This is a genomic window from Pseudomonas sp. LBUM1663 (genome assembly GCF_059695905.1).
Genome location: NZ_CP166792.1, coordinates 3,664,812 through 3,684,296 on the forward strand (window position 1 = coordinate 3,664,812; position 19,485 = coordinate 3,684,296).

20 protein-coding genes and 2 pseudogenes are annotated in these 19,485 nt (G+C 59.8%); 17 read left to right on the forward strand and 5 right to left on the reverse strand.

Annotation, left to right across the window (positions count from 1 at the left end; genetic code table 11):
- Positions 1-391 precede the first annotated feature (391 nt).
- A complete protein-coding gene (locus ACA075_RS16660; protein ID WP_497293923.1) occupies positions 392-637 on the reverse strand; it encodes a DUF2790 domain-containing protein in 246 nt (81 codons plus the stop codon).
- Positions 638-930: 293 nt separating this feature from the next.
- Here ACA075_RS16660 and ACA075_RS16665 point away from each other — a divergent pair, with 293 nt between their 5' ends.
- The 5 genes and pseudogenes from ACA075_RS16665 to ACA075_RS16685 all read left to right on the forward strand — a co-directional run bounded on the left by ACA075_RS16665 (position 931) and on the right by ACA075_RS16685 (position 3,847).
- Positions 931-1,671: a response regulator gene (locus ACA075_RS16665; RefSeq protein WP_219094804.1), complete on the forward strand. Its 741-nt coding sequence runs from the start codon at positions 931-933 to the stop codon at positions 1,669-1,671.
- A 35-nt stretch (positions 1,672-1,706) separates the two neighbouring features.
- Positions 1,707-1,862: pseudogene (locus ACA075_RS16670) on the forward strand (two-component sensor histidine kinase); the annotation flags it as partial.
- Between the two features lie 363 nt (positions 1,863-2,225).
- Complete coding sequence (locus ACA075_RS16675) at positions 2,226-2,606, forward strand: hypothetical protein (RefSeq protein WP_497293924.1); 381 nt, start codon at positions 2,226-2,228, stop codon at positions 2,604-2,606.
- Positions 2,607-2,779: 173 nt separating this feature from the next.
- Complete coding sequence (locus tag ACA075_RS16680; protein ID WP_497293925.1) at positions 2,780-3,514, forward strand: substrate-binding periplasmic protein; 735 nt, start codon at positions 2,780-2,782, stop codon at positions 3,512-3,514.
- 108 nt (positions 3,515-3,622) lie between these two features.
- Positions 3,623-3,847, forward strand: coding sequence for a hypothetical protein (locus tag ACA075_RS16685; RefSeq protein WP_497293926.1), 225 nt, complete (start codon positions 3,623-3,625; stop codon positions 3,845-3,847).
- Positions 3,848-3,925: 78 nt separating this feature from the next.
- Here ACA075_RS16685 and ACA075_RS16690 read toward each other — a convergent pair.
- Positions 3,926-4,105, reverse strand: a pseudogene (locus tag ACA075_RS16690) (RNA polymerase subunit sigma-24); the annotation flags it as partial.
- Between the two features lie 80 nt (positions 4,106-4,185).
- Between ACA075_RS16690 and ACA075_RS16695 the strand changes: the two are divergent.
- Positions 4,186-4,620 carry a YeeE/YedE family protein gene (locus ACA075_RS16695; protein WP_497293928.1) on the forward strand — a complete coding sequence of 145 codons (435 nt, stop codon included), beginning with the start codon at positions 4,186-4,188 and terminating at the stop codon, positions 4,618-4,620.
- 2 nt (positions 4,621-4,622) lie between these two features.
- The gene (locus ACA075_RS16700) at positions 4,623-5,036 is read left to right on the forward strand and encodes a DUF6691 family protein (RefSeq protein WP_497293929.1); all 414 of its coding nucleotides are present in this window, start codon (positions 4,623-4,625) and stop codon (positions 5,034-5,036) included.
- Between the two features lie 64 nt (positions 5,037-5,100).
- Here the strand turns inward: ACA075_RS16700 and ACA075_RS16705 are convergent, their stop codons facing one another.
- Complete coding sequence (locus ACA075_RS16705; RefSeq protein WP_497293931.1) at positions 5,101-6,384, reverse strand: Zn-dependent hydrolase; 1,284 nt, start codon at positions 6,382-6,384, stop codon at positions 5,101-5,103.
- Between the two features lie 166 nt (positions 6,385-6,550).
- Complete coding sequence (locus ACA075_RS16710) at positions 6,551-8,035, reverse strand: NCS1 family nucleobase:cation symporter-1 (RefSeq protein WP_497293932.1); 1,485 nt, start codon at positions 8,033-8,035, stop codon at positions 6,551-6,553.
- Here ACA075_RS16710 and ACA075_RS16715 point away from each other — a divergent pair.
- The 4 genes from ACA075_RS16715 to preA all read left to right on the forward strand — a co-directional run bounded on the left by ACA075_RS16715 (position 8,034) and on the right by preA (position 12,825).
- Positions 8,034-8,327, forward strand: coding sequence for a hypothetical protein (locus ACA075_RS16715; RefSeq protein ID WP_497293934.1), 294 nt, complete (start codon positions 8,034-8,036; stop codon positions 8,325-8,327). The two genes, ACA075_RS16710 and ACA075_RS16715, sit on opposite strands and share 2 nt — an antisense overlap.
- A 261-nt stretch (positions 8,328-8,588) precedes the next feature.
- A complete protein-coding gene (hydA, locus tag ACA075_RS16720; protein ID WP_219094811.1) occupies positions 8,589-10,028 on the forward strand; it encodes a dihydropyrimidinase in 1,440 nt (479 codons plus the stop codon).
- A 154-nt stretch (positions 10,029-10,182) separates the two neighbouring features.
- Positions 10,183-11,550, forward strand: a complete 1,368-nt coding sequence (locus ACA075_RS16725) for an NAD(P)-dependent oxidoreductase (protein WP_497293936.1) — start codon at positions 10,183-10,185, stop codon at positions 11,548-11,550.
- Positions 11,551-12,825 (forward strand): NAD-dependent dihydropyrimidine dehydrogenase subunit PreA, encoded by a 1,275-nt coding sequence (preA, locus tag ACA075_RS16730; protein WP_010455094.1) that lies wholly within the window; start codon positions 11,551-11,553, stop codon positions 12,823-12,825. It abuts the gene before it with no gap.
- A gap of 112 nt (positions 12,826-12,937) precedes the next feature.
- On the opposite strand, the gene ACA075_RS16735 is transcribed toward preA, so the two are convergent.
- On the reverse strand, positions 12,938-13,558 hold the full coding sequence (locus ACA075_RS16735) for a TetR/AcrR family transcriptional regulator (protein ID WP_497293938.1): 621 nt from the start codon (positions 13,556-13,558) through the stop codon (positions 12,938-12,940).
- Positions 13,559-13,697: 139 nt separating this feature from the next.
- Here ACA075_RS16735 and copC point away from each other — a divergent pair, with 139 nt between their 5' ends.
- The 6 genes from copC (at position 13,698) to ACA075_RS16765 (ending at position 19,444) form a co-directional block, all read left to right on the forward strand.
- Positions 13,698-14,063: a copper homeostasis periplasmic binding protein CopC gene (gene copC / locus ACA075_RS16740; RefSeq protein ID WP_497293940.1), complete on the forward strand. Its 366-nt coding sequence runs from the start codon at positions 13,698-13,700 to the stop codon at positions 14,061-14,063.
- 3 nt (positions 14,064-14,066) lie between these two features.
- Positions 14,067-14,924 carry a copper homeostasis membrane protein CopD gene (gene copD / locus ACA075_RS16745; protein WP_497293942.1) on the forward strand — a complete coding sequence of 286 codons (858 nt, stop codon included), beginning with the start codon at positions 14,067-14,069 and terminating at the stop codon, positions 14,922-14,924.
- Between the two features lie 240 nt (positions 14,925-15,164).
- Positions 15,165-16,460, forward strand: coding sequence for an OprD family porin (locus tag ACA075_RS16750; RefSeq protein ID WP_497293944.1), 1,296 nt, complete (start codon positions 15,165-15,167; stop codon positions 16,458-16,460).
- 185 nt (positions 16,461-16,645) lie between these two features.
- Positions 16,646-17,464 carry an NAD-dependent epimerase/dehydratase family protein gene (locus tag ACA075_RS16755; RefSeq protein ID WP_497293946.1) on the forward strand — a complete coding sequence of 273 codons (819 nt, stop codon included), beginning with the start codon at positions 16,646-16,648 and terminating at the stop codon, positions 17,462-17,464.
- 53 nt (positions 17,465-17,517) lie between these two features.
- A complete protein-coding gene (locus ACA075_RS16760) occupies positions 17,518-18,411 on the forward strand; it encodes an SMP-30/gluconolactonase/LRE family protein (RefSeq protein ID WP_497293948.1) in 894 nt (297 codons plus the stop codon).
- Positions 18,412-18,472: 61 nt separating this feature from the next.
- A complete protein-coding gene (locus tag ACA075_RS16765; RefSeq protein WP_497293950.1) occupies positions 18,473-19,444 on the forward strand; it encodes a TRAP transporter substrate-binding protein in 972 nt (323 codons plus the stop codon).
- The last annotated feature ends 41 nt before the right edge of the window (positions 19,445-19,485 follow it).

Below are 19,485 nucleotides of genomic sequence, written 5' to 3' on the forward strand. Positions count from 1 at the left end.
CCCTTCGGGAGGCTGAGTGGAGGCGTTCATCTGGGGGGTAGGCGCGTAGCGCCGTGCGGCGAAGCCGCACACATCGAGAGGAGGTCGAAGCGAAGCCGACCGGAGGCGATGCCCCCAGATGAATGCCGGAGCGAAGGCACGCCGAGCCTAGGCGAGGGGTCGGACGCCGGGGCGAGACCTTTTGGTTCCTTTTGGGGCGTTTGCCAAAAGGGACTCGCTGTAAGAGCGAAACCGCCAGCGGCCGTTACCGCAGAAATGGATATGTAAACCTGAAAGAGATTGGTCGGCGGCCAGGCCGCCATCGCGAGCAGGCTCGCTCCCACAGTTGGACTGGGTACATCTGGGAGTCGGGATACATCGGGGAAAATGGTTGGTCCGAAGGCCGCCGAGATCAGCCGCCCTGATTGCCACACGCCGCAAACTTGCTGTAATCCAATACCTTCTGCGTACCGCTCGAATCCAGATACGTCATCCGCGCATTCACAATCCCGCAATTTGCCCCGCCATCTTCTACAGTGGAAATCACCTTCTTGATATCCAGATGGGTACTGTGGGTCTGAACATCCGCATGCGCCGAAAACGCTGCAACGTTCAGTACTGCAAAGAAGCCAGCGGCAAGCAGTTTGTTCCAGTTCATGATGATGTCCTCGACGTCGTAATGGGCAGTGGAGCGAGGCAAGTCGTCCTGTCTCGATGGAACCCATTTAAACGGCCAGAGGTATCTGCCATGTGTCGTAAAACCGGGACTATTAAGGCGTAAGGTGTCACACAGGGCACCCGATACAGTTCGATACATCCGCCCCTGAAAAAGCCGTCTTGTATGCCCCTGTATCAAAGTCACCTCCAGATACAGTGAGATACAAAGGCCGGCAGGCAGGTGCGATGCGGCTCCCTAGAATGCGCGACTGCGAATAATAAGAGGGTTGAGCAATGGAACACGTGAACCACATCCTGATCGTCGATGACGATCGCGAGATCCGCGAACTGGTCGGCAATTACCTGAAAAAGAACGGCCTGCGCACCACGGTGGTCGCCGATGGCCGACAGATGCGCAGCTTTCTTGAAACCAACACCGTGGACCTGATCGTGCTCGACATCATGATGCCCGGTGATGACGGCCTGTTGCTGTGCCGTGAATTGCGCTCAGGCAAACACAAGGCCACTCCGATACTGATGCTCACCGCCCGCAACGACGAAACCGACCGCATCCTTGGTCTGGAAATGGGCGCCGACGACTACCTGACCAAACCGTTCGCCGCCCGCGAACTGCTGGCGCGAATCAACGCCGTACTGCGCCGCACCCGGATGCTGCCGCCCAACCTGCTGATTACCGAAAGCGGCCGGTTGCTGGGGTTTGGCCGCTGGCGCCTGGACACCACCGCCCGCCACTTGCTGGACGAGGACGGCACGATGGTTGCGCTCAGTGGCGCCGAATACCGCTTGCTCCGGGTTTTCCTCGATCACCCGCAGCGCGTGCTCAGTCGCGACCAGTTGCTCAACCTCACCCAGGGCCGCGATGCCGACCTGTTCGACCGCTCCATCGACTTATTGGTGAGCCGTCTGCGCCAACGGCTGATGGATGACTCCCGGGAATCGACCTACATCAAAACGGTGCGCAGCGAAGGCTACGTGTTCTCCTACCCCGTGGAACTGCTCGGCGCAGAATCATGAAACGTTTCCTGCTGGGCGAAGACCTGCCGGGCACCCTGGATCCGAACACCCACGCGGTGCACCTGGACGAAAAAGGCCCGACCGAAGTCGCCCATGCCGCCAAGGCGTTCAATGCCATGCAGGCACGCATTGCCGCTTATCTGAAAGAACGCATGCAACTGATGGCGGCGATTTTCCATGACCTGCAAACGCTGACGGCAGTCATTCAGTAAAAGTGCTGGATCGCGGGCAGATAGACCGTGCGTTCGGGTTTTACGACTGCTGCGCAGCCGAACGGGGCGGTGCGGTGCGGTGCGGTGCGACGTTACGCTAAATCCCCTCGCCACAGGGTAACTACAGAGCGTGTTCCAGATTCTCGAACGAGACCAAAGCCGCGCTATGCGCAAAGTCGCATGGGTTTTGTATCCGTCTGTATATGAACCCCGAACGGATACGTAGAAGCCGATTTCAGCACGTTCAAGCACACATCACCGATACACCCCGGCGTTTAACTGTGTTCACCGGATAGCAGCAGCTACCGACCCACACACATTCAAGCGCACGGAGAATCAACCATGTTCAACTTCTCGAAAGTCTCGTCCCTGGCACTCGGTCTGGCACTGGTTGGCGGCCTCGGCCTGTCGAACCTGGCGTCGGCCAATACCGTCAGCGCTGCGTCCCACAGCCAGATCCAGCAACTGTTGGTGGAAGGTGGCTCGGACCGGTTGCAACAGAATCGCGTCGCTGAATATGGCTCTGAAAACCTGCAAAACAATCGTGTGGCTGAAGGTGGTTCCGATCACCTGATCGAGAATCGCGTCGCCGAAGGTGGCGCTGATCGTCTGCAAGAATTGCGCGAACGTGTCGCGTCGATCAGCCCGAAGAATGCCGTACAAGGGGGTATTGTCGTCGCGGAGAATCGCCCTGAGTTCGGTTCGAAATATCAGCGCTACTGATCAATATGCCCGCCACTGCGGAGATAAAATGTGGGAGCAGGCTCGCTCCCACAGTTGTTTAGTGTTTACAACACCCATAAATCCTCAAGTTTGACGAAATAGTCCGACAAATTCTCGGGACAGTTGAATGAGCCCGTACTAAGATTTGCACCTCATTCGATCAAGGACGATTCATGAAGCGCATTGCCGGTTGCCTGCTGTCTTTCCTGACATTTACCGCGGTGGCGGCCGATTTTAACCTGCTCACCGACAACCATCCGCCCCTGCATTTCCAGCAAGGCAACACACTGGTGGGATTTGGTGTCGATGTGGTGCAGGCGCTGGCCGAAAGCGCCGGCGATCAGGTGCATATTCAACAAGTCCCTTTACTGCGCGCCTTGCGTGTCGCAACCACCGAACCTGCCACTGGCGTGTTTACCGTGTTGCGCACCGCCGAGCGCGATGGCCAATACCAGTGGGTCGGCCCGTTGATGGAAGTGGAAACGGCACTCTATTCCGCCAACGGCACCCAACAACCGGTGCACAATTTGCAGGACGCCGGTAGCCTGGGGCGCATCGTCGTCCCGCGAAAATGGCTGGTCTACAGCTATTTGCAGAAGCAGGGTTTGAACAACTTATACGGCGTGGAAACGCCCGAACAAATGATGCGCCTGGCGCGCCTGGGCCGTACCGAATTCGTGGTGGCGGACACCCTCTCCATCACCACCCTGGCGCGGGAAGAAGGCCTGGCGCCCAGTCAGTTGCATTATCAAATGCCACTGATGAAGCAAGGCACCTACATTGCGTTTTCCCCGCTCACCGATGCTCGTCAGGTGGCGCGCTGGCAGCAGGCGCTGGATGAGATGAGACGCGACGGACGGCTCGAACAACTCAAGCAGCGTTGGCTCAGCGACACCACACCCCGCTGATAGTGGATCAACGCGCTCGATATCAACTATGCGCAAGGGTGTTTTCTCATCGCGACGCTCCAGCACTACAGTGGCCACATCTTCTCCCCACACTACTGGAGCAACATCATGAAAAGCATCATTGGTCTAGGTTTCGCCCTGTCAGTTCTTGGCGCTACATCCGCCATCGCCGCCCCACATGCCACCTCGCAAGTCGTTGCGGCAGCCAACGTCAGCCAACCGGCAACACTGAACGTGAACACTGTCGGCGTTGACCACAAAGACATCCAGGCCAGCAAACTCTACGTCGCTGAAAACCGCCCTGAGTTTGGTTCGAAGTATCAGCGTTATTGATCAACGGCTTTGGGCCGCTTGAAACAGGAAACCCCGGGTAGATCCGATCTGCCCGGGGTTTCTTCGTATCAGGTTCAACTACTGCAACAGCAATGACGCTTCCAGCCCCGCCAACTTGTCCGGATTACGCATGATGAAAATCCGGCTCACCTGCCCCGTCTGATCAAAATCAAAGGTCAACGACGCGCTGATGATACCGTCCGCCCTGACGATCACCCCTTGGGCACCATTGATTTCCGTGGGCAACCGTTGGGTCGTAAGGTTTTCTCGCAGGTGCTGCTCTAAGCTCAAGCAGGCGCGTGCTTGCAGGCTGTTAGTTACCGGCCAGGAGAATGGCGATGATGCTCGATACGATTAACTTCACCCCGTGGTCCGCGTTGGCCGGTGGCGCGCTGATCGGCTTGGCGGCCAGCGTGATGGTCGTGGCCAATGGACGGGTTGCCGGGATCAGTGGGTTGCTGGGCAGCCTGATGTCACCCGGCGATTCCGGTCGAGGTGAAAAAGCTTTGTTCATCCTCGGGCTACTGGTCGCCCCCCTGCTATGGGCGTTGTTTCAGGCCTGGCCGACCATTGAATTCAAGACGGGCGCCGTGGGGCTGATCATCGCTGGATTGTGTGTCGGGATCGGCACCCGATATGGCTCGGGATGCACCAGCGGCCACGGGGTGTGCGGCATCTCGCGACTGTCGCCCCGCTCCATCGTCGCGACGTTGAGCTTCATGTGCACAGGCTTTGTGACCGTGTTTGTGATGCGTCATCTGTTGGGGTTTTGAGCATGAAAAAGCTGAGCGCTTTCCTCGCCGGCCTGGTGTTCGGCATCGGCCTGCTGTTGGCCGGCATGGCCAACCCGGCAAAGGTGCTGGGGTTTCTCGATATCACCGGTCGATGGGATCCCTCCCTGGCACTGGTGATGATCGCTGCCATTGCGGTGGCCTGGGCGCCGTTTCATTGGGCGATGAAACACCCCACCTCTTTGCTGGGCGCTCCGATGCAATTGCCGGTCAGTCGTGAACTCGATCGACGCTTGATCGCTGGCAGCCTGTTGTTCGGGGTCGGTTGGGGCATTGCGGGCGTCTGCCCCGGGCCCGCGCTGGTGTTATTGCCAACCGGGCATTGGCAGGCCTGGGTGTTTGTCATCGCGATGCTTGCGGGGATGCTGATCTTCAAAGCAATGCAGGCGCGCCACTGAGTCACTGTAGATCGTAGGCTTCGGCGGCGCAGGCGCTGCCAAAGTCTACGATCGTGTTCGCACTTCAGGCCGCCAACTGGCCGCTGGCAATCGCTACCGAGGCCGCCAGCATGGCTCGCAATAACACCGCACACCCGGCCGCCAGATCATCCGGCGCGGCGTTTTCGATTTCGTTGTGGCTGATGCCGCCTTCGCATGGCACGAAAATCATCCCGGCCGGGCCGAGTTCGGCGAGGAAGATCGCGTCGTGCCCTGCTCCGCTGACGATGTCCATGTGCGACAGGCCCAAGCCTTGGGCAGCCCCACGTACCGCTTCGACGCAACCCTTGTCGAAGTAAAGCGGCGGGAAGTCCGCGGTGGGAGTCAGTTCGAAGGTCAGGCCATGCTCCTCGCAGGTGGTTTCGATGACTGCGCGCACTTCCGCGATCATCGAGTCCAGGCGCGCCGGTTCCAGATGACGAAAATCCAGGGTCATGCGCACTTCGCCGGGGATGACGTTGCGTGAGCCGGGATAGGCTTGCAGGCAACCGACGGTGCCACAGGCGTGCGGTTGATGGCCGAGGGCGGCGCGGTTCACTGCACCGACGATTACCGCGGCGCCGACCAGGGCATCCTTGCGCAGGTGCATCGGCGTCGGGCCGGCGTGGGCTTCGACGCCGCGCAGTTTCAGGTCGAACCATTTCTGGCCAAGGGCACCCATGACGATGCCGATGGTTTTGTGTTCGTCTTCGAGGATCGGGCCTTGCTCGATGTGCGCCTCGAAATAAGCACCGACGGCGTGGCCGCTGACCTTGCGTGGGCCGGCGTAGCCGATGGCATTCAACGCTTCGCCAACGGTGACGCCATCGGCATCGACCTTGGCCAGGGTTTCTTCGAGGGTGAATTTTTCCGCGAACACACCGGAGCCCATCATGCACGGGGCGAATCGTGAGCCTTCTTCGTTGGTCCAGACCACCACTTCCAGTGGCGCTTCGGTTTCCACGCCGAGATCGTTGAGGGTACGCAGCACTTCGACACCGGCCAACACGCCGAAGCAGCCATCGAACTTGCCGCCGGTGGGTTGGGTGTCAATGTGGCTGCCGGTCATCACCGGAGGCAGGTTCGGGTTGCGGCCGGGGCGGCGGGCGAAGATGTTGCCGACGGCGTCGATGCTGACGGTGCAGCCGGCCTCCTCGCACCAGTTGACGAAAATGTCCCGGGCCTGGCGGTCCAGATCGGTCAGGGCCAAGCGACAGACGCCACCCTTGACCGTGGCACCGAGTTTGGCCAGCTCCATGAGCGACTGCCACAAGCGGTCGCGGTTGATGTGCTGATGGGTGGACTGCAGAACGTCTACGGCAGCGTTCATAGTGATCTCCTCAGGCAGTTGTTATAGGTTTCGTCAGGTATTTCATCGGGGAATTCGAGGCCGTCATCGCGGGCAAGCCCGCTCCCACAGTGAATCGGATGTACACAGCATTTGTGTACGACCTCAATCCCTGTGGGAGCGGGCTTGCCCGCGATGAGGCCAGTGCTCACACCGCCGATTTCACGACAGTCGGGCTAGGCCGCATCGAGCACAACCCGTAATAAATCAGCCCACCCAACGCCGAGCCGGTGAACCAGCCATAGCTGTAGAACCAGCTGAACGCATCGCTGCCCAGCGACAGCAGCGTCAACGCCACCGGCACGCCAAACGCGACAAACCCGAACCAGTTCCAGGCCGGGTACACGTCATCGCGATACAACCCGGCCAGGTCCAGTTGCTGTTTCTTGATCAGGAAATAGTCCACCACCATGATCCCGGCGATCGGCCCCAACAGGCTCGAATAGCCCAGCAGCCAGTTCGAATACACGGTCTCCAGGCTCACATCCGAGACGATCAACCCGAGCTTCTTCAACAATTCATGGGCCATCAGCGCCAGGCCGACCAGGCCGGTGAGAATCACCGCTTTGGTGCGGTTGATGAGCTTGGGCGCGACGTTCTGAAAATCGTTGGTCGGCGACACGATGTTGGCCGCGGTGTTGGTCGACAGTGTGGCAATGATGATCAGCGCCATGGCCAACGCGACCCAGACCGGGCTCTGGATGTGGCCGATCAGGGTGACCGGGTCGGAGACGGTGACGCCCACCAGTTTGACCGAGGCGGCGGTCATCACCACGCCCAGCGAGGCGAACAGGAACATGGTCAGGGGCAAGCCGATAATCTGCCCGACGATCTGGTCCTTCTGGCTTTTCGCATAACGGCTGAAGTCCGGAATGTTCAGGGACAAAGTGGCCCAGAACCCGACCATCGCGGTCAGCCCGGCGGCAAAGTAACTGACCACGCTCGCACCTTCCGGGCGCTTGGGCGGGATCGCCATCAGTTCGGTCATCGACACGTTCGGCATGGCCCACACCAGCAGGCCGACGCCCACCAGCACCAACAACGGTGCGGAGAGAGTTTCCAGCCATTTGATCGAGTCCGCACCGCGAATCACCACCCACAGGTTCAAGGCCCAGAACACCATGAAGCCGATCACTTCACCGGTCCCGCCGAGGGCTTTCCAACCGTCGAACACCGAGCCGAGAAACAGGTGAATGGCCAGCCCGCCGAACATCGTCTGAATGCCGAACCAGCCGCACGCCACCAGCGCCCGAATCAGGCAAGGAACGTTGGAGCCGAGGATGCCGAAGGACGAACGCAGCAGCACCGGAAACGGAATGCCGTACTTGGTGCCGGGGAAGGCGTTGAGGGTCAGCGGGATCAACACGATGATGTTGGCGAACAGAATCGCCAGCAGCGCTTCGCCGACGCTCAAGCCGAAATAAGCAGTGAGCACGCCGCCTAGGGTGTAAGTCGGCACGCAGATCGCCATACCGACCCACAGCGCGGTGATGTGCCATTTGTTCCAGGTTCGCTCGCGCACCTTGGTCGGTGCCATGTCGTGGTTGTAACGGGGACTGTCGAGGACGTCGCTGCCGGCTTCGAGCTCAAACAAGCCGTCGCGCTCGGTCACTTGCGATCTGATCTGTTGCATGGCCGCTCCACTGTTCTTTGAATTATTTTTTGCTCATCAGGGACTGGTGGCATCAATAAGCGTGCCGGCCACCCCGTTTGCGCATCGGGCAGTTCCACAAAAACTTCGCAACCAACTGATGTTTATCAGTTTTTATATACAGTTCAAATGGTCCCTCGGTTACTTGCCTGTTCACTCAGGCCGAATGCCGGGCAAGTTGTCCGAACCGTCAGGGCTCAATCTGGTGCATGGGTCTTTTTTTCAAAGTTGCGCATCAACCATAGACCATCCTCAAGCAGCTGATTTCACATAAGAAATCTCGTTCATTTTGAGAACCTGTCAAGTGCGTCAAAATGGTTCGGGGCCACACCATTTTGGTGATTTAACAATTTAATCTTTATTAATCAATACATTAAAACAGTCATAAGCTTATAAAAAATATTCTTGCTCATTCCATAAACTCAGACTAGTTTCTATTCCTGACAGCGTTGACAGGAATACACCTGTTTGCGCTGGCTTCATATAAAACATTTAGAATCGACATAAGTCGGTCATTGCCTGCGAGGAACTCGGAATGTCTCTGTTGATCCGTGGCGCCACCGTTATTACCCATGATGAAAGTTATCGCGCCGACGTCTACTGCGCCGACGGCGTGATAAAAGCCATCGGCGACAATCTCGATGTTCCGGCCGGCGCCGAAGTGCTCGACGGCAGCGGCCAATACCTGATGCCCGGCGGCATCGACCCGCACACGCATATGCAACTGCCCTTCATGGGCACCGTGGCCAGTGAAGACTTCTTCAGTGGCACTGCGGCAGGCCTTGCCGGTGGCACCACGTCGATCATCGACTTCGTGATTCCCAATCCGCAGCAATCCTTGATGGAAGCCTTTCATCAGTGGCGCGGCTGGGCCGAGAAGTCGGCATCGGATTACGGTTTCCACGTCGCGATCACCTGGTGGAGCGAACAGGTGCGCGAGGAAATGGCGGAGCTGGTTAGCCAGCACGGGGTCAACAGCTTCAAGCATTTCATGGCGTACAAGAACGCGATCATGGCGGCCGATGACACCTTGGTGGCGAGTTTCGAGCGCTGCCTGGAACTCGGCGCGGTGCCGACCGTGCACGCGGAAAACGGTGAGTTGGTGTATCACCTGCAACGCAAGTTGATGGCCCAGGGCATGACCGGCCCCGAAGCGCATCCACTGTCGCGCCCTTCTCAAGTGGAAGGCGAAGCCGCGAGCCGGGCCATCCGCATTGCCGAAACCCTCGGCACGCCGCTGTACCTGGTGCATGTCTCGACCAAGGAAGCGCTGGACGAAATCACCTACGCCCGCAGCAAGGGCCAGCAGGTCTACGGCGAAGTGTTGGCCGGGCATCTGCTGCTGGACGACAGCGTCTACCAACACCCGGACTGGCAGACCGCCGCCGGTTACGTGATGAGCCCGCCCTTCCGTCCTCGCGGCCATCAAGAGGCGCTTTGGCATGGCCTGCAATCGGGCAACCTGCACACCACCGCCACTGACCACTGCTGCTTCTGCGCCGAGCAAAAAGCCGCCGGCCGCGATGACTTCAGCAAGATCCCCAATGGCACCGCCGGCATTGAAGACCGCATGGCTGTGCTTTGGGATGAAGGGGTCAACACCGGCCGTCTGTCGATGCAGCACTTCGTGGCGCTCACCTCCACCAACACCGCAAAGATTTTCAACCTCTACCCGCGTAAAGGTGCGATTCGCGTGGGTGCGGATGCAGACCTGGTGCTGTGGGACCCAGAGGGGACGCGGACTATTTCGGCCAAGACCCACCACCAGCAGGTCGACTTCAACATCTTCGAAGGCAAAACCGTGCGCGGCGTGCCGAGCCATACCGTGAGCCAGGGCCGGGTGGTGTGGGCCGATGGTGATCTGCGGGCTGAGCGTGGTGCCGGGCGGTATGTCGAACGGCCGGCGTATCCGGCGGTGTTTGATTTGCTGAGCAAGCGGGCTGAGTTGAACAGGCCGACGGCTGTGAAACGCTGAAAGCGGCCTTCGGCCTATCGCGAGCAGGCTCGCTCCCACAGGGGAATGCATTCCGAATGTGGGAGCGTGGCTTGCCCGCGATGGCGTCGGCCCAGGCAACACAAAAACCAATGCCCGATAGAGGCATCACCTCAATAACCGTGAGGCCAACACCGTGATCAAGTCCCTGAACCACCTCCCGCATCCCTATGAGAATGCGGCCGCCCTCGCCGGCCACTTCACCGACCTGGCACCGCCACTCAACGACCGTCAGGCGCACCTGGAAGCTTCGCGCTGCCTGTATTGCTACGACGCGCCGTGCGTGAATGCCTGCCCGAGCGAGATTGATATCCCGTCCTTCATCCGCAACATCCATCAGGAAAACGTTCAGGGCGCCGCGCAGAAAATCCTCTCGGCGAACATCCTCGGCGGCAGTTGCGCCCGGGTGTGCCCGACAGAAATCCTCTGCCAGCAAGCCTGTGTGCGCAACAACGATCACGAGTGCGCACCGGTGTTGATCGGCCTGTTGCAACGTTACGCCGTCGACAATGCGCACTTCAGCGAACACCCCTTCCAGCGCGCCGCCGCCACCGGCAAACGCATCGCCGTGGTCGGTGCCGGTCCGGCCGGATTGTCCTGCGCGCACCGCAGCGCGATGCACGGCCACGACGTGGTGATTTTCGAGGCACGGGAAAAGGCTGGCGGCCTCAACGAATACGGGATCGCCAAGTACAAACTGGTGGATGACTACGCGCAGCAGGAACTTGAGTTCCTACTGCAAATTGGCGGCATCGAAATCCGTCACGGCCAGAAACTCGGCGAGAACCTGACCCTCAGCGAACTGCATCAGCAATTCGACGCGGTGTTCCTTGGCCTCGGCCTGGCCGCCAGCAAGCAACTCGGCTTGCCTCACGAAGACGCACCCGGCCTGCTCGCTGCCACCGACTACATCCGTGAACTGCGTCAGGCGGATGACCTGAGCCAACTGCCGCTGGCGGATCATTGCATCGTCCTTGGCGCCGGCAATACGGCCATCGACATGGCCGTGCAAATGGCCCGCCTCGGCGCCCACGACGTGAATCTGGTGTACCGCCGCGGCGTCGAGGAAATGGGCGCTACCGGCCACGAACAGGACATCGCCAAAGCCAATCAGGTGCGCTTGCTGACGTGGGCACAACCTGAAGAAGTGCTGCTCGATGACCAAGGCAACGTGCGCGGCATGCGCTTCGCCCGCACGCACCTGGTGGACGGTCGTCTGCAAGCCACCGGCGAAACCTTCGAACTGGCTGCCGACGCGATCTTCAAAGCCATCGGCCAGGCCTTCGATGCAAGTGCCCTCGCCGATCCGCTGGCACGCCAACTCCAGCGCCAAGGCGACCGAATCCAGGTCGATGAACAGCTGCGCACCAGCATCCCCGGCGTGTATGCCGGCGGTGACTGCACCAGCCTTGATCAGGACCTCACCGTGCAAGCCGTGCAGCATGGCAAACGGGCGGCCGAGGCCATCAACGCTCAACTGATGCTCAACGTGGAGGCTGCGTAAATGGCCGATCTCTCGATTGTCTTCGCTGGCATCAAATCCCCCAATCCGTTCTGGCTGGCCTCCGCGCCGCCGACCGACAAGGCCTACAACGTAGTTCGCGCCTTCGAGGCCGGCTGGGGCGGCGTGGTCTGGAAAACCCTGGGTGAAGACCCGGCGGCGGTCAACGTGTCCTCGCGTTACTCCGCGCTCTTCGGTGCCAACCGTGAAGTGGTGGGCTTCAACAATATCGAGCTGATCACCGACCGCTCGCTGGAAATCAACCTGCGGGAAATCACCCAGGTCAAAAAGGACTGGCCGGACCGCGCGCTGATCGTTTCGCTGATGGTGCCCTGCGTCGAAGAGTCGTGGAAATTCATCCTGCCGCTGGTGGAAGCCACGGGCGCCGACGGCATCGAGCTGAACTTCGGTTGCCCCCACGGCATGCCGGAACGGGGCATGGGCGCGGCGGTAGGCCAGGTGCCGGAGTACGTCGAGCAGGTCACCCGCTGGTGCAAGACGTATTGCTCGCTGCCGGTGATCGTCAAGCTCACGCCGAACATCACCGACATCCGCGTCGCCGCCCGTGCGGCCCATCGTGGCGGTGCGGATGCGGTGTCGCTGATCAACACCATTAACTCGATCACCAGCGTCAATCTGGAGCGCATGGTCGCCAACCCTGCCGTGGGCAGCCAAAGCACCCATGGCGGTTATTGCGGTTCGGCGGTGAAGCCGATTGCGCTGAACATGGTCGCTGAAATCGCTCGTGATCCGCAGACCCAAGGCCTGCCGATCTCCGGCATTGGTGGCATTGGCAGCTGGCGTGATGCGGCGGAATTCATCGCTCTGGGCAGCGGCTCGGTGCAGGTGTGCACCGCGGCGATGCTGCATGGCTTCCGCATTGTCGAGGAGATGAAGGACGGTCTGTCACGCTGGATGGACAGTCAGGGTTACGCCAGCATCCCGGAATTTTCCGGTCGCGCAGTGGGCAATACCACGGACTGGAAGTACCTGGATATCAACTATCAGGTGATCGCGAAGATTGATCAGGACGCGTGCATTGGCTGTGGACGTTGCCACATTGCTTGCGAAGATACCTCGCACCAGGCGGTGGCCAGTTTGAAGCAGGCAGACGGAACGCATAAGTATGAAGTGATTGATGATGAGTGCGTCGGCTGCAACCTGTGCCAGATCACTTGCCCGGTGGAGGATTGCATCGAGATGGTGCCGATGGAGAACGGCAAGCCGTTTCTGGACTGGAATCATGACCCGAGGAATCCGTACCATGTTGCGGTTTGATATTTAGGATCAAGATCTAGAGATCGCAGCCTCGTTTCACTCGACAGCTCCTACATTGGAATGCGTTTCCCTGTAGGAGCTGTCGAGTGAAACGAGGCTGCGATCTTTTGATCTACGGCTCCAACCCGATCCCCCGCAATATCACACTCGTCACCGTCTGCACCGCCCGCTCGAACTGCATGTCCGACAGCGGCTGATGGTCATTGAGGATATTCACCTGATGATCAAAGTCCGCGTAATGCTGGGTCGATGCCCAGATCATGTACAGCAGGCTTGAAGGCTCCACCGTCAGGATGCGTTTGTCGTCCACCCACTGGCGGATTTTCGCTTCTTTCATCTTGGCCCAGTCGTACAGGCTCGCGTCCAGCGCCACGCCCAGGGTGGGTGCGCCGTGGATGATTTCATTGGCCCAGACTTTCGACCCATAAGGCCGGCTGCGCGAGTGGTTCATCTTGGCGCGGATGTAGCTGCTGAGCACCACGCGTGGATCGTCGAACATCTCGAAGCACAACGCGTCCTGCTTCCAGACTTCCAGCAGATCGAAAAGTACCGCGCTGTACAGTTCGGTCTTGGTGCTGAAGTAGTAATGCAGGTTGGAGCGCGGCAGTTGCACCTCTGCGGCAATGTCAGCCATGGCGGTGCCGCCGAAGCCTTTTTCGGCGAAGACCTTTTCGGCCCCCAGCAAAATCTTCTCGACGTTACTGCGACGAATCTCGATCTTGTGATTGCCCATGAGGGCTCCCTGACAACAGCGTTGGCCAAGACTAGCATCCGCTCTACCTCGCGGCGACAAGGGAAAAACGAAACTTCGTTTACCCGGGTGCTCGCAGGTAAACTGGCGCCTCTTCGAACTTGCCTCTGAGGTATTCACGATGCTGCTCAAGAAAGCCCTGACCACCGCCGCCCTGCTCGGTTCGCTGCTCGCCGCCTCGTCGGTGTTTGCCCATGCCCATCTGAAAAGCCAGACCCCGGCCGCCGACAGCACCGTGGCCGCGCCAACGGAATTGCGCCTGGTGTTTTCCGAAGGCGTCGAAGCGACCTTCACTAAGGTCACGATCAGCAAGGAGGGCGCCGATGTGCCGGTGAAAAACCTGGCCACCGAAGGCAGTGACAAGAAGACCTTGATCGTCACGCCAGCCGTGCCTTTGACGGCGGGAGCCTACAAAGTCGAATGGCATGCGGTGTCGGTCGATACCCACAAAAGCGAAGGCGCCTACAGCTTCAAGGTTGGCCAGTAATTCATGACCAGCGCCATGGTGCTGTGCCGCTTTGTGCATTTCACCGTGGAGCTGATACTGTTCGGGGCTTGGGTGTTCGGGCCTCTGCTGCTAACCCGAGACACGGCGCTGAACCAACCGCTGGCGCGAGTGACCCGATGGCTCGCGGCGATGGCGCTGGTGACCGGCGTCTGTTGGTTGCTGCTGATCACCGCCAGCATGGCCGGGGCCTGGGACGCAGCCTTCGATCCGTCGACCCTGCGGCTCGTGTTGGGCAATACGTTTTTCGGTCAGGTCTGGCGCTGGCATTTGCTGTTCAATGCCTTGCTAGTGGCACTGCTGCTGACGCCCTGGCGCTCCAGCCATTCCCTGCGGATCGGCCTCGCGAGCCTGCTGCTGGCGACCCTCGCCCCGGTCGGCCATGGCGCCATGCTCGACGGCCTTCAAGGCCAATGGCTGATCCTCAATCAAATCATTCACCTGACTTGCGTCGGCGCCTGGCTGGGCGGGTTGATGCTGTTGGTGATGATCCTGCGGCAACCGGCAAACCATGACATACGCGCAATGCTGCAGCGTTTCAGTGGCGTCGGTTACGCCTTGGTCGCCGGGTTGCTGGTGACCGGTTTGATCAACGTGCGCGTCCTCACCGGGCAGTTCTGGCCGACGCCGCTGCTGTCAGGGTTTGCGTTGATTCTGCTGATCAAGGTGGTGCTGGTCGCCATGATGCTGGGGTTGGCGTTATTCAATCGGTTGCGAATCAAGGAGTGCGAGCAACGCCTCGCCACGCTGAAAACCAGTGTGATCGTCGAATGGTTGCTGGGGATTGGCGCGGTGGCAGCGGTTTCCCTCCTGGGCACCCTGCCCCCGATGATCATGAACTGAAACCGGATCCCCTGTGGGAGCGAGCCTGCTCGCGATAGCGGTAGCACAGTCAACACCCGTGCAAGCCGAACCACCGCTTTCGCGAGCAAGCCCGCTCCCACAGGGGTCCGACGACAACTCGTCAAGTCATCGTATAACTTCTAATTGACAATCCCCGAAAGCCCCGCAAATAATCGCCCTAATGTTGTACGACGACGTATGACAAAAAATAAAAACAACAAGAAAAAAGGGAGCTTCACTGTGAGCAAACTCGTCCGCAATTCCTTCGCCAGCACCCCTCGCCCGACCTTTGTACGCCGCCACACCCTAAGCCTGATCGGTTGCAGCAGCCTGGCGTTCGCCCTGCCGATGACCAGTTATGCAGAAGGTTTCGTTGATGACGCCAAAGCCACGTTGAACCTGCGCAACGCCTACATCAATCGCAATTACACCAACCCGGCTTATCCCCAGGGCAAGGCTGAGGAATGGACGCAAAACTTCATCCTTGACGCCAGGTCCGGGTTCACCCCGGGGCCCGTCGGTTTCGGCGTGGATGTGCTGGGCCTGTACTCGCAAAAACTCGACGGTGGCAAAGGCACGGGCGGTACCCAGCTGCTGCCGATCCACGACGACGGCCGCCCTGCCGACAATTTCGGCCGCATGGGCGTGGCCCTCAAAGGCAAAATTTCGAAGACCGAACTGAAGGTCGGGGAATGGATGCCGGTGCTGCCGATCCTGCGCTCCGACGACGGCCGCTCGCTGCCGCAGACCTTCCGTGGCGGCCAGGTGACCTCCACCGAGATCAGCGGCCTGACGTTCTACGGCGGCCAGTTCCGCCAGAACAGCCCGCGCAACGATGCGAGCATGGAAGACATGTCCATGAACACCAAGGCCGCATTCACCTCGGACCGCTTCAACTTCGGCGGCGGCGAATACGCGTTCAACGACAAGCGCACCCAGGTCGGCGTCTGGTACTCGGAACTCAGCGACATTTACCAGCAGCAATATTTCAACCTGAGCCACAGCCAGCCTATCGGCGACTGGACCCTGGGCGCCAACCTCGGTTATTTCATCGGCAAGGAAGACGGCAGCGCCTTCGCCGGCGACCTCGACAACAAAACCGCATTCGCCATGCTCTCGGCCAAATACGGCGGCAACACCTTCTACGTCGGCCTGCAAAAACTCAGCGGCGACGATGTCTGGATGCGGGTCAACGGCACCAGCGGCGGCACGTTGGCCAACGACAGCTACAACTCCAGCTACGACAACGCCAAGGAAAAATCCTGGCAGTTGCGCCACGACTACAACTTCGTCGCCCTCGGCATTCCCGGCCTGACGATGATGAACCGCTACATCAGCGGCGATAACGTGCACACCGGGGCGATCACCGATGGCAAGGAATGGGGCCGCGAATCGGAACTGGCCTACACCGTGCAAAGCGGCCCGCTGAAGAACCTCAACGTCAAATGGCGCAACGCGACCATTCGCAAGAGCTTCAGCACCAACGAATTCGATGAAAACCGCATTTTCATCAGCTACCCGATTTCGTTGTTGTAAGGCAGACATCCTTTGCAGGCTCACATCAATCCTGTGGTTAGAAGATTCTCTTTTCACAGGGATGTGTGAAATGACCCTCCGTCATTTTCAACCAAAGTCGCGTTGACAAGACTCGGAAAGCCTAACGATACTTCGACAAAGTCATACGACAACCTACAACAATAATTGCGCACTCAGGGACTCCCATGACCAGCACTTCCACAGCCCCTTTCAATCGCCTGCTGCTGACCGGTGCCGCCGGTGGCCTCGGTAAAGTCTTGCGCGAAAGCCTGCGCCCTTATGCCAACGTCATTCGCCTGTCGGACATCGCCGACATGTCCCCGGCCATCGATGATCGCGAAGAGGTCGTCACCTGCGATCTGGCGGACAAGCAAGCCGTGCACCAGTTGGTCGACGGCGTGGACGCGATCCTGCACTTCGGCGGCGTATCGACGGAGCGCTCGTTTGAAGAGATCCTCGGCGCCAACATCTGCGGCGTCTTTCACATCTACGAAGCCGCACGCCGCCATGGCGTGAAGCGGGTGATTTTCGCCAGTTCCAACCACGTCATCGGTTTCTACAAGCAAGGCGAAACCATCGACGCCCACTGCCCTCGCCGCCCGGACAGCTACTACGGCCTGTCCAAGTCCTACGGCGAAGACATGGCCAGTTTCTATTTCGATCGCTACGGCATCGAGACCGTCAGCATCCGCATCGGCTCCTCGTTCCCGGAACCGCAAAACCGCCGAATGATGAGCACCTGGCTGAGCTTTGGCGACCTGACCCAATTGCTCGAACGTGCGCTGTACGCGCCGAACGTCGGCCACACCGTGGTCTACGGCATGTCCGACAACAAGAACGTCTGGTGGGACAACCGTTTCGCGACCGCCTTGGGCTATGCGCCGCAGGACAGCTCTGAAGTGTTCCGCGAAAAAGTCGAAGCGCAACCGATGCCCGCCGCGGATGACCCTGCCAGGGTTTACCAGGGTGGCGCGTTTGTGGCGTCCGGACCTTTCGGTGACTGAAACCGCTGACTTCACTTGATCCCCACAACAAAAACCAAAGGGAATGAGTTGCCATGCAAGCCGAATTGATTGTCGATGCCCGTAACGCGGTCGGTGAAAGCCCGGTCTGGGTCCCCGAGGAAAACGCCCTGTACTGGGTGGATATTCCTGCCGGTGGCTTGCAGCGCTGGAGCGCCGACAGCGGTCACGTCCATGCCTGGACAGCTCCGGAAATGCTCGCCTGCATCGCCCGTCACCGCGATGGCGGCTGGGTAGCCGGGATGGAAAGCGGCTTCTTCCATTTGCAGCCTCACAACGACGGCAGCCTCGACAGCGAACTGCTCGCGCCTATCGATCACGCCCGCGTCGACATGCGCCTGAACGACGGTCGCTGTGATCGTCAGGGCCGTTTCTGGGCCGGCAGCATGGTGCTGAACATGGGCGCCAACGCCGCCGATGGCACGTTGTATCGCTACAGCGCCGGGCAACGCGGGCCGCTTGAAGCGCGACTCGAGGGCTTCATCGTGCCCAACGGCCTGGGCTTCAGCCCGGACGGCCGGACGATGTACCTGTCTGATTCCCATCCCCTGGTCCAGCAGATCTGGGCCTTCGATTACGACATCGACAGCGGCACGCCGTCCAATCGGCGGTTGTTCGTCGACATGAATCAATTCCCCGGCCGCCCGGACGGCGCTGCGGTCGATGCTGAAGGTGGCTACTGGATCTGTGCCAACGACGCCGGGTTGATTCACCGGTTCACCCCGGACGGCCGACTGGACCGATCCCTCGCCATCCCCGTTAAAAAACCCACCATGTGCGCCTTCGGTGGCAGTCGACTGGACACGCTGTTCGTGACCTCGATCCGCCCCGGTGACGACCATGATCCCCAGTCATTGGCCGGTGGCGTGTTCGCGCTCGACCCCGGCGTCAAAGGTTTACCGGAACCGCTGTTCAACGACCTGCTTTAACGGCTTCTGCTGCACCGCTGCGCCTTGAATACAAAAAAAATAACAAACTGGAGACACCCCAATGGACTTCAAACGCACCTTGCTCGCCGCTGCACTCCCCTTGGCCTTTACCCTCAGCAGTGCCGCCCAGGCGCTGGAAATCAAATTCGCCGATATCCATCCGGCCGGTTACCCGACCGTGGTAGCCGAGGAACAACTGGGCAAAACCCTGGTGGCCGACAGCAACGGCACGCTGACCTTCAAGATGTTCGCCGGCGGTGTGCTCGGCTCGGAAAAAGAAGTGGTTGAACAGGCGCAGGTCGGTGCCATCCAAATGGCCCGGGTCAGCCTCGGCATCGTCGGGCCGGTGGTACCGGACGTGAACGTGTTCAACATGCCGTTCGTGTTCCGCGATCAGGCGCACATGCGCAAAGTCATCGACGGTGACGTCGGCGACGAGATCCTCGACAAGATCACCAACTCCGAATTCAACCTGGTCGCCCTGGCCTGGATGGATGGCGGCACGCGCAACATCTACACGAAAAAACCGGTGCGCAGCCTCGCCGACCTCAAAGGCATGAAGATCCGCGTGCAAGGCAACCCGATGTTCATCGAGACCATCAACGCCATGGGCGGCAACGGCATTGCGATGGACACCGGGGAGATCTTCAGCGCCTTGCAGACCGGCGTGATCGACGGCGCGGAAAACAACCCGCCGACCCTGCTCGAACACAACCACTACCAGAACGCCAAGTTCTACAGCCTGACCGGCCATTTGATCCTGCCTGAGCCGATCGTGATGTCGAAAATCACCTGGGACAAACTCACCCCCGAGCAGCAAGTCCTGGTGAAGAAAACCGCCAAGGCCGCACAGGCGCAGGAGCGCACCTTGTGGGACGCGAAATCCGCCAGCAGTGAAGAAAAACTCAAGGCAGCGGGCGTCGAATTCATCACCGTCGACAAGAAACCGTTCTATGAGGCGACCGCCTCGATCCGCGAGAAATACGGCGCGCCTTACGCCGACCTGATCAAGCGCATCGAAGCCGTCCAGTAACCCTCCTTGCCCTCATGAAAGGCCCGGCGCCATTGACGTGG

Bases quoted from the DNA above. Each gene is read 5' to 3' on its own strand.
- ACA075_RS16660 (WP_497293923.1), bottom strand. From the start codon at position 637: ATGAACTGGAACAAACTGCTTGCCGCTGGCTTCTTTGCAGTACTGAAC.
- ACA075_RS16665 (WP_219094804.1), top strand. From the start codon at position 931: ATGGAACACGTGAACCACATCCTGATCGTCGATGACGATCGCGAGATC.
- ACA075_RS16675 (WP_497293924.1), top strand. From the start codon at position 2,226: ATGTTCAACTTCTCGAAAGTCTCGTCCCTGGCACTCGGTCTGGCACTG.
- ACA075_RS16680 (WP_497293925.1), top strand. From the start codon at position 2,780: ATGAAGCGCATTGCCGGTTGCCTGCTGTCTTTCCTGACATTTACCGCG.
- ACA075_RS16685 (WP_497293926.1), top strand. From the start codon at position 3,623: ATGAAAAGCATCATTGGTCTAGGTTTCGCCCTGTCAGTTCTTGGCGCT.
- ACA075_RS16695 (WP_497293928.1), top strand. From the start codon at position 4,186: ATGATGCTCGATACGATTAACTTCACCCCGTGGTCCGCGTTGGCCGGT.
- ACA075_RS16700 (WP_497293929.1), top strand. From the start codon at position 4,623: ATGAAAAAGCTGAGCGCTTTCCTCGCCGGCCTGGTGTTCGGCATCGGC.
- ACA075_RS16705 (WP_497293931.1), bottom strand. From the start codon at position 6,384: ATGAACGCTGCCGTAGACGTTCTGCAGTCCACCCATCAGCACATCAAC.
- ACA075_RS16715 (WP_497293934.1), top strand. From the start codon at position 8,034: ATGGCCGCTCCACTGTTCTTTGAATTATTTTTTGCTCATCAGGGACTG.
- ACA075_RS16710 (WP_497293932.1), bottom strand. From the start codon at position 8,035: ATGCAACAGATCAGATCGCAAGTGACCGAGCGCGACGGCTTGTTTGAG.
- hydA (WP_219094811.1), top strand. From the start codon at position 8,589: ATGTCTCTGTTGATCCGTGGCGCCACCGTTATTACCCATGATGAAAGT.
- preA (WP_010455094.1), top strand. From the start codon at position 11,551: ATGGCCGATCTCTCGATTGTCTTCGCTGGCATCAAATCCCCCAATCCG.
- ACA075_RS16735 (WP_497293938.1), bottom strand. From the start codon at position 13,558: ATGGGCAATCACAAGATCGAGATTCGTCGCAGTAACGTCGAGAAGATT.
- copC (WP_497293940.1), top strand. From the start codon at position 13,698: ATGCTGCTCAAGAAAGCCCTGACCACCGCCGCCCTGCTCGGTTCGCTG.
- copD (WP_497293942.1), top strand. From the start codon at position 14,067: ATGACCAGCGCCATGGTGCTGTGCCGCTTTGTGCATTTCACCGTGGAG.
- ACA075_RS16755 (WP_497293946.1), top strand. From the start codon at position 16,646: ATGACCAGCACTTCCACAGCCCCTTTCAATCGCCTGCTGCTGACCGGT.
- ACA075_RS16760 (WP_497293948.1), top strand. From the start codon at position 17,518: ATGCAAGCCGAATTGATTGTCGATGCCCGTAACGCGGTCGGTGAAAGC.
- ACA075_RS16765 (WP_497293950.1), top strand. From the start codon at position 18,473: ATGGACTTCAAACGCACCTTGCTCGCCGCTGCACTCCCCTTGGCCTTT.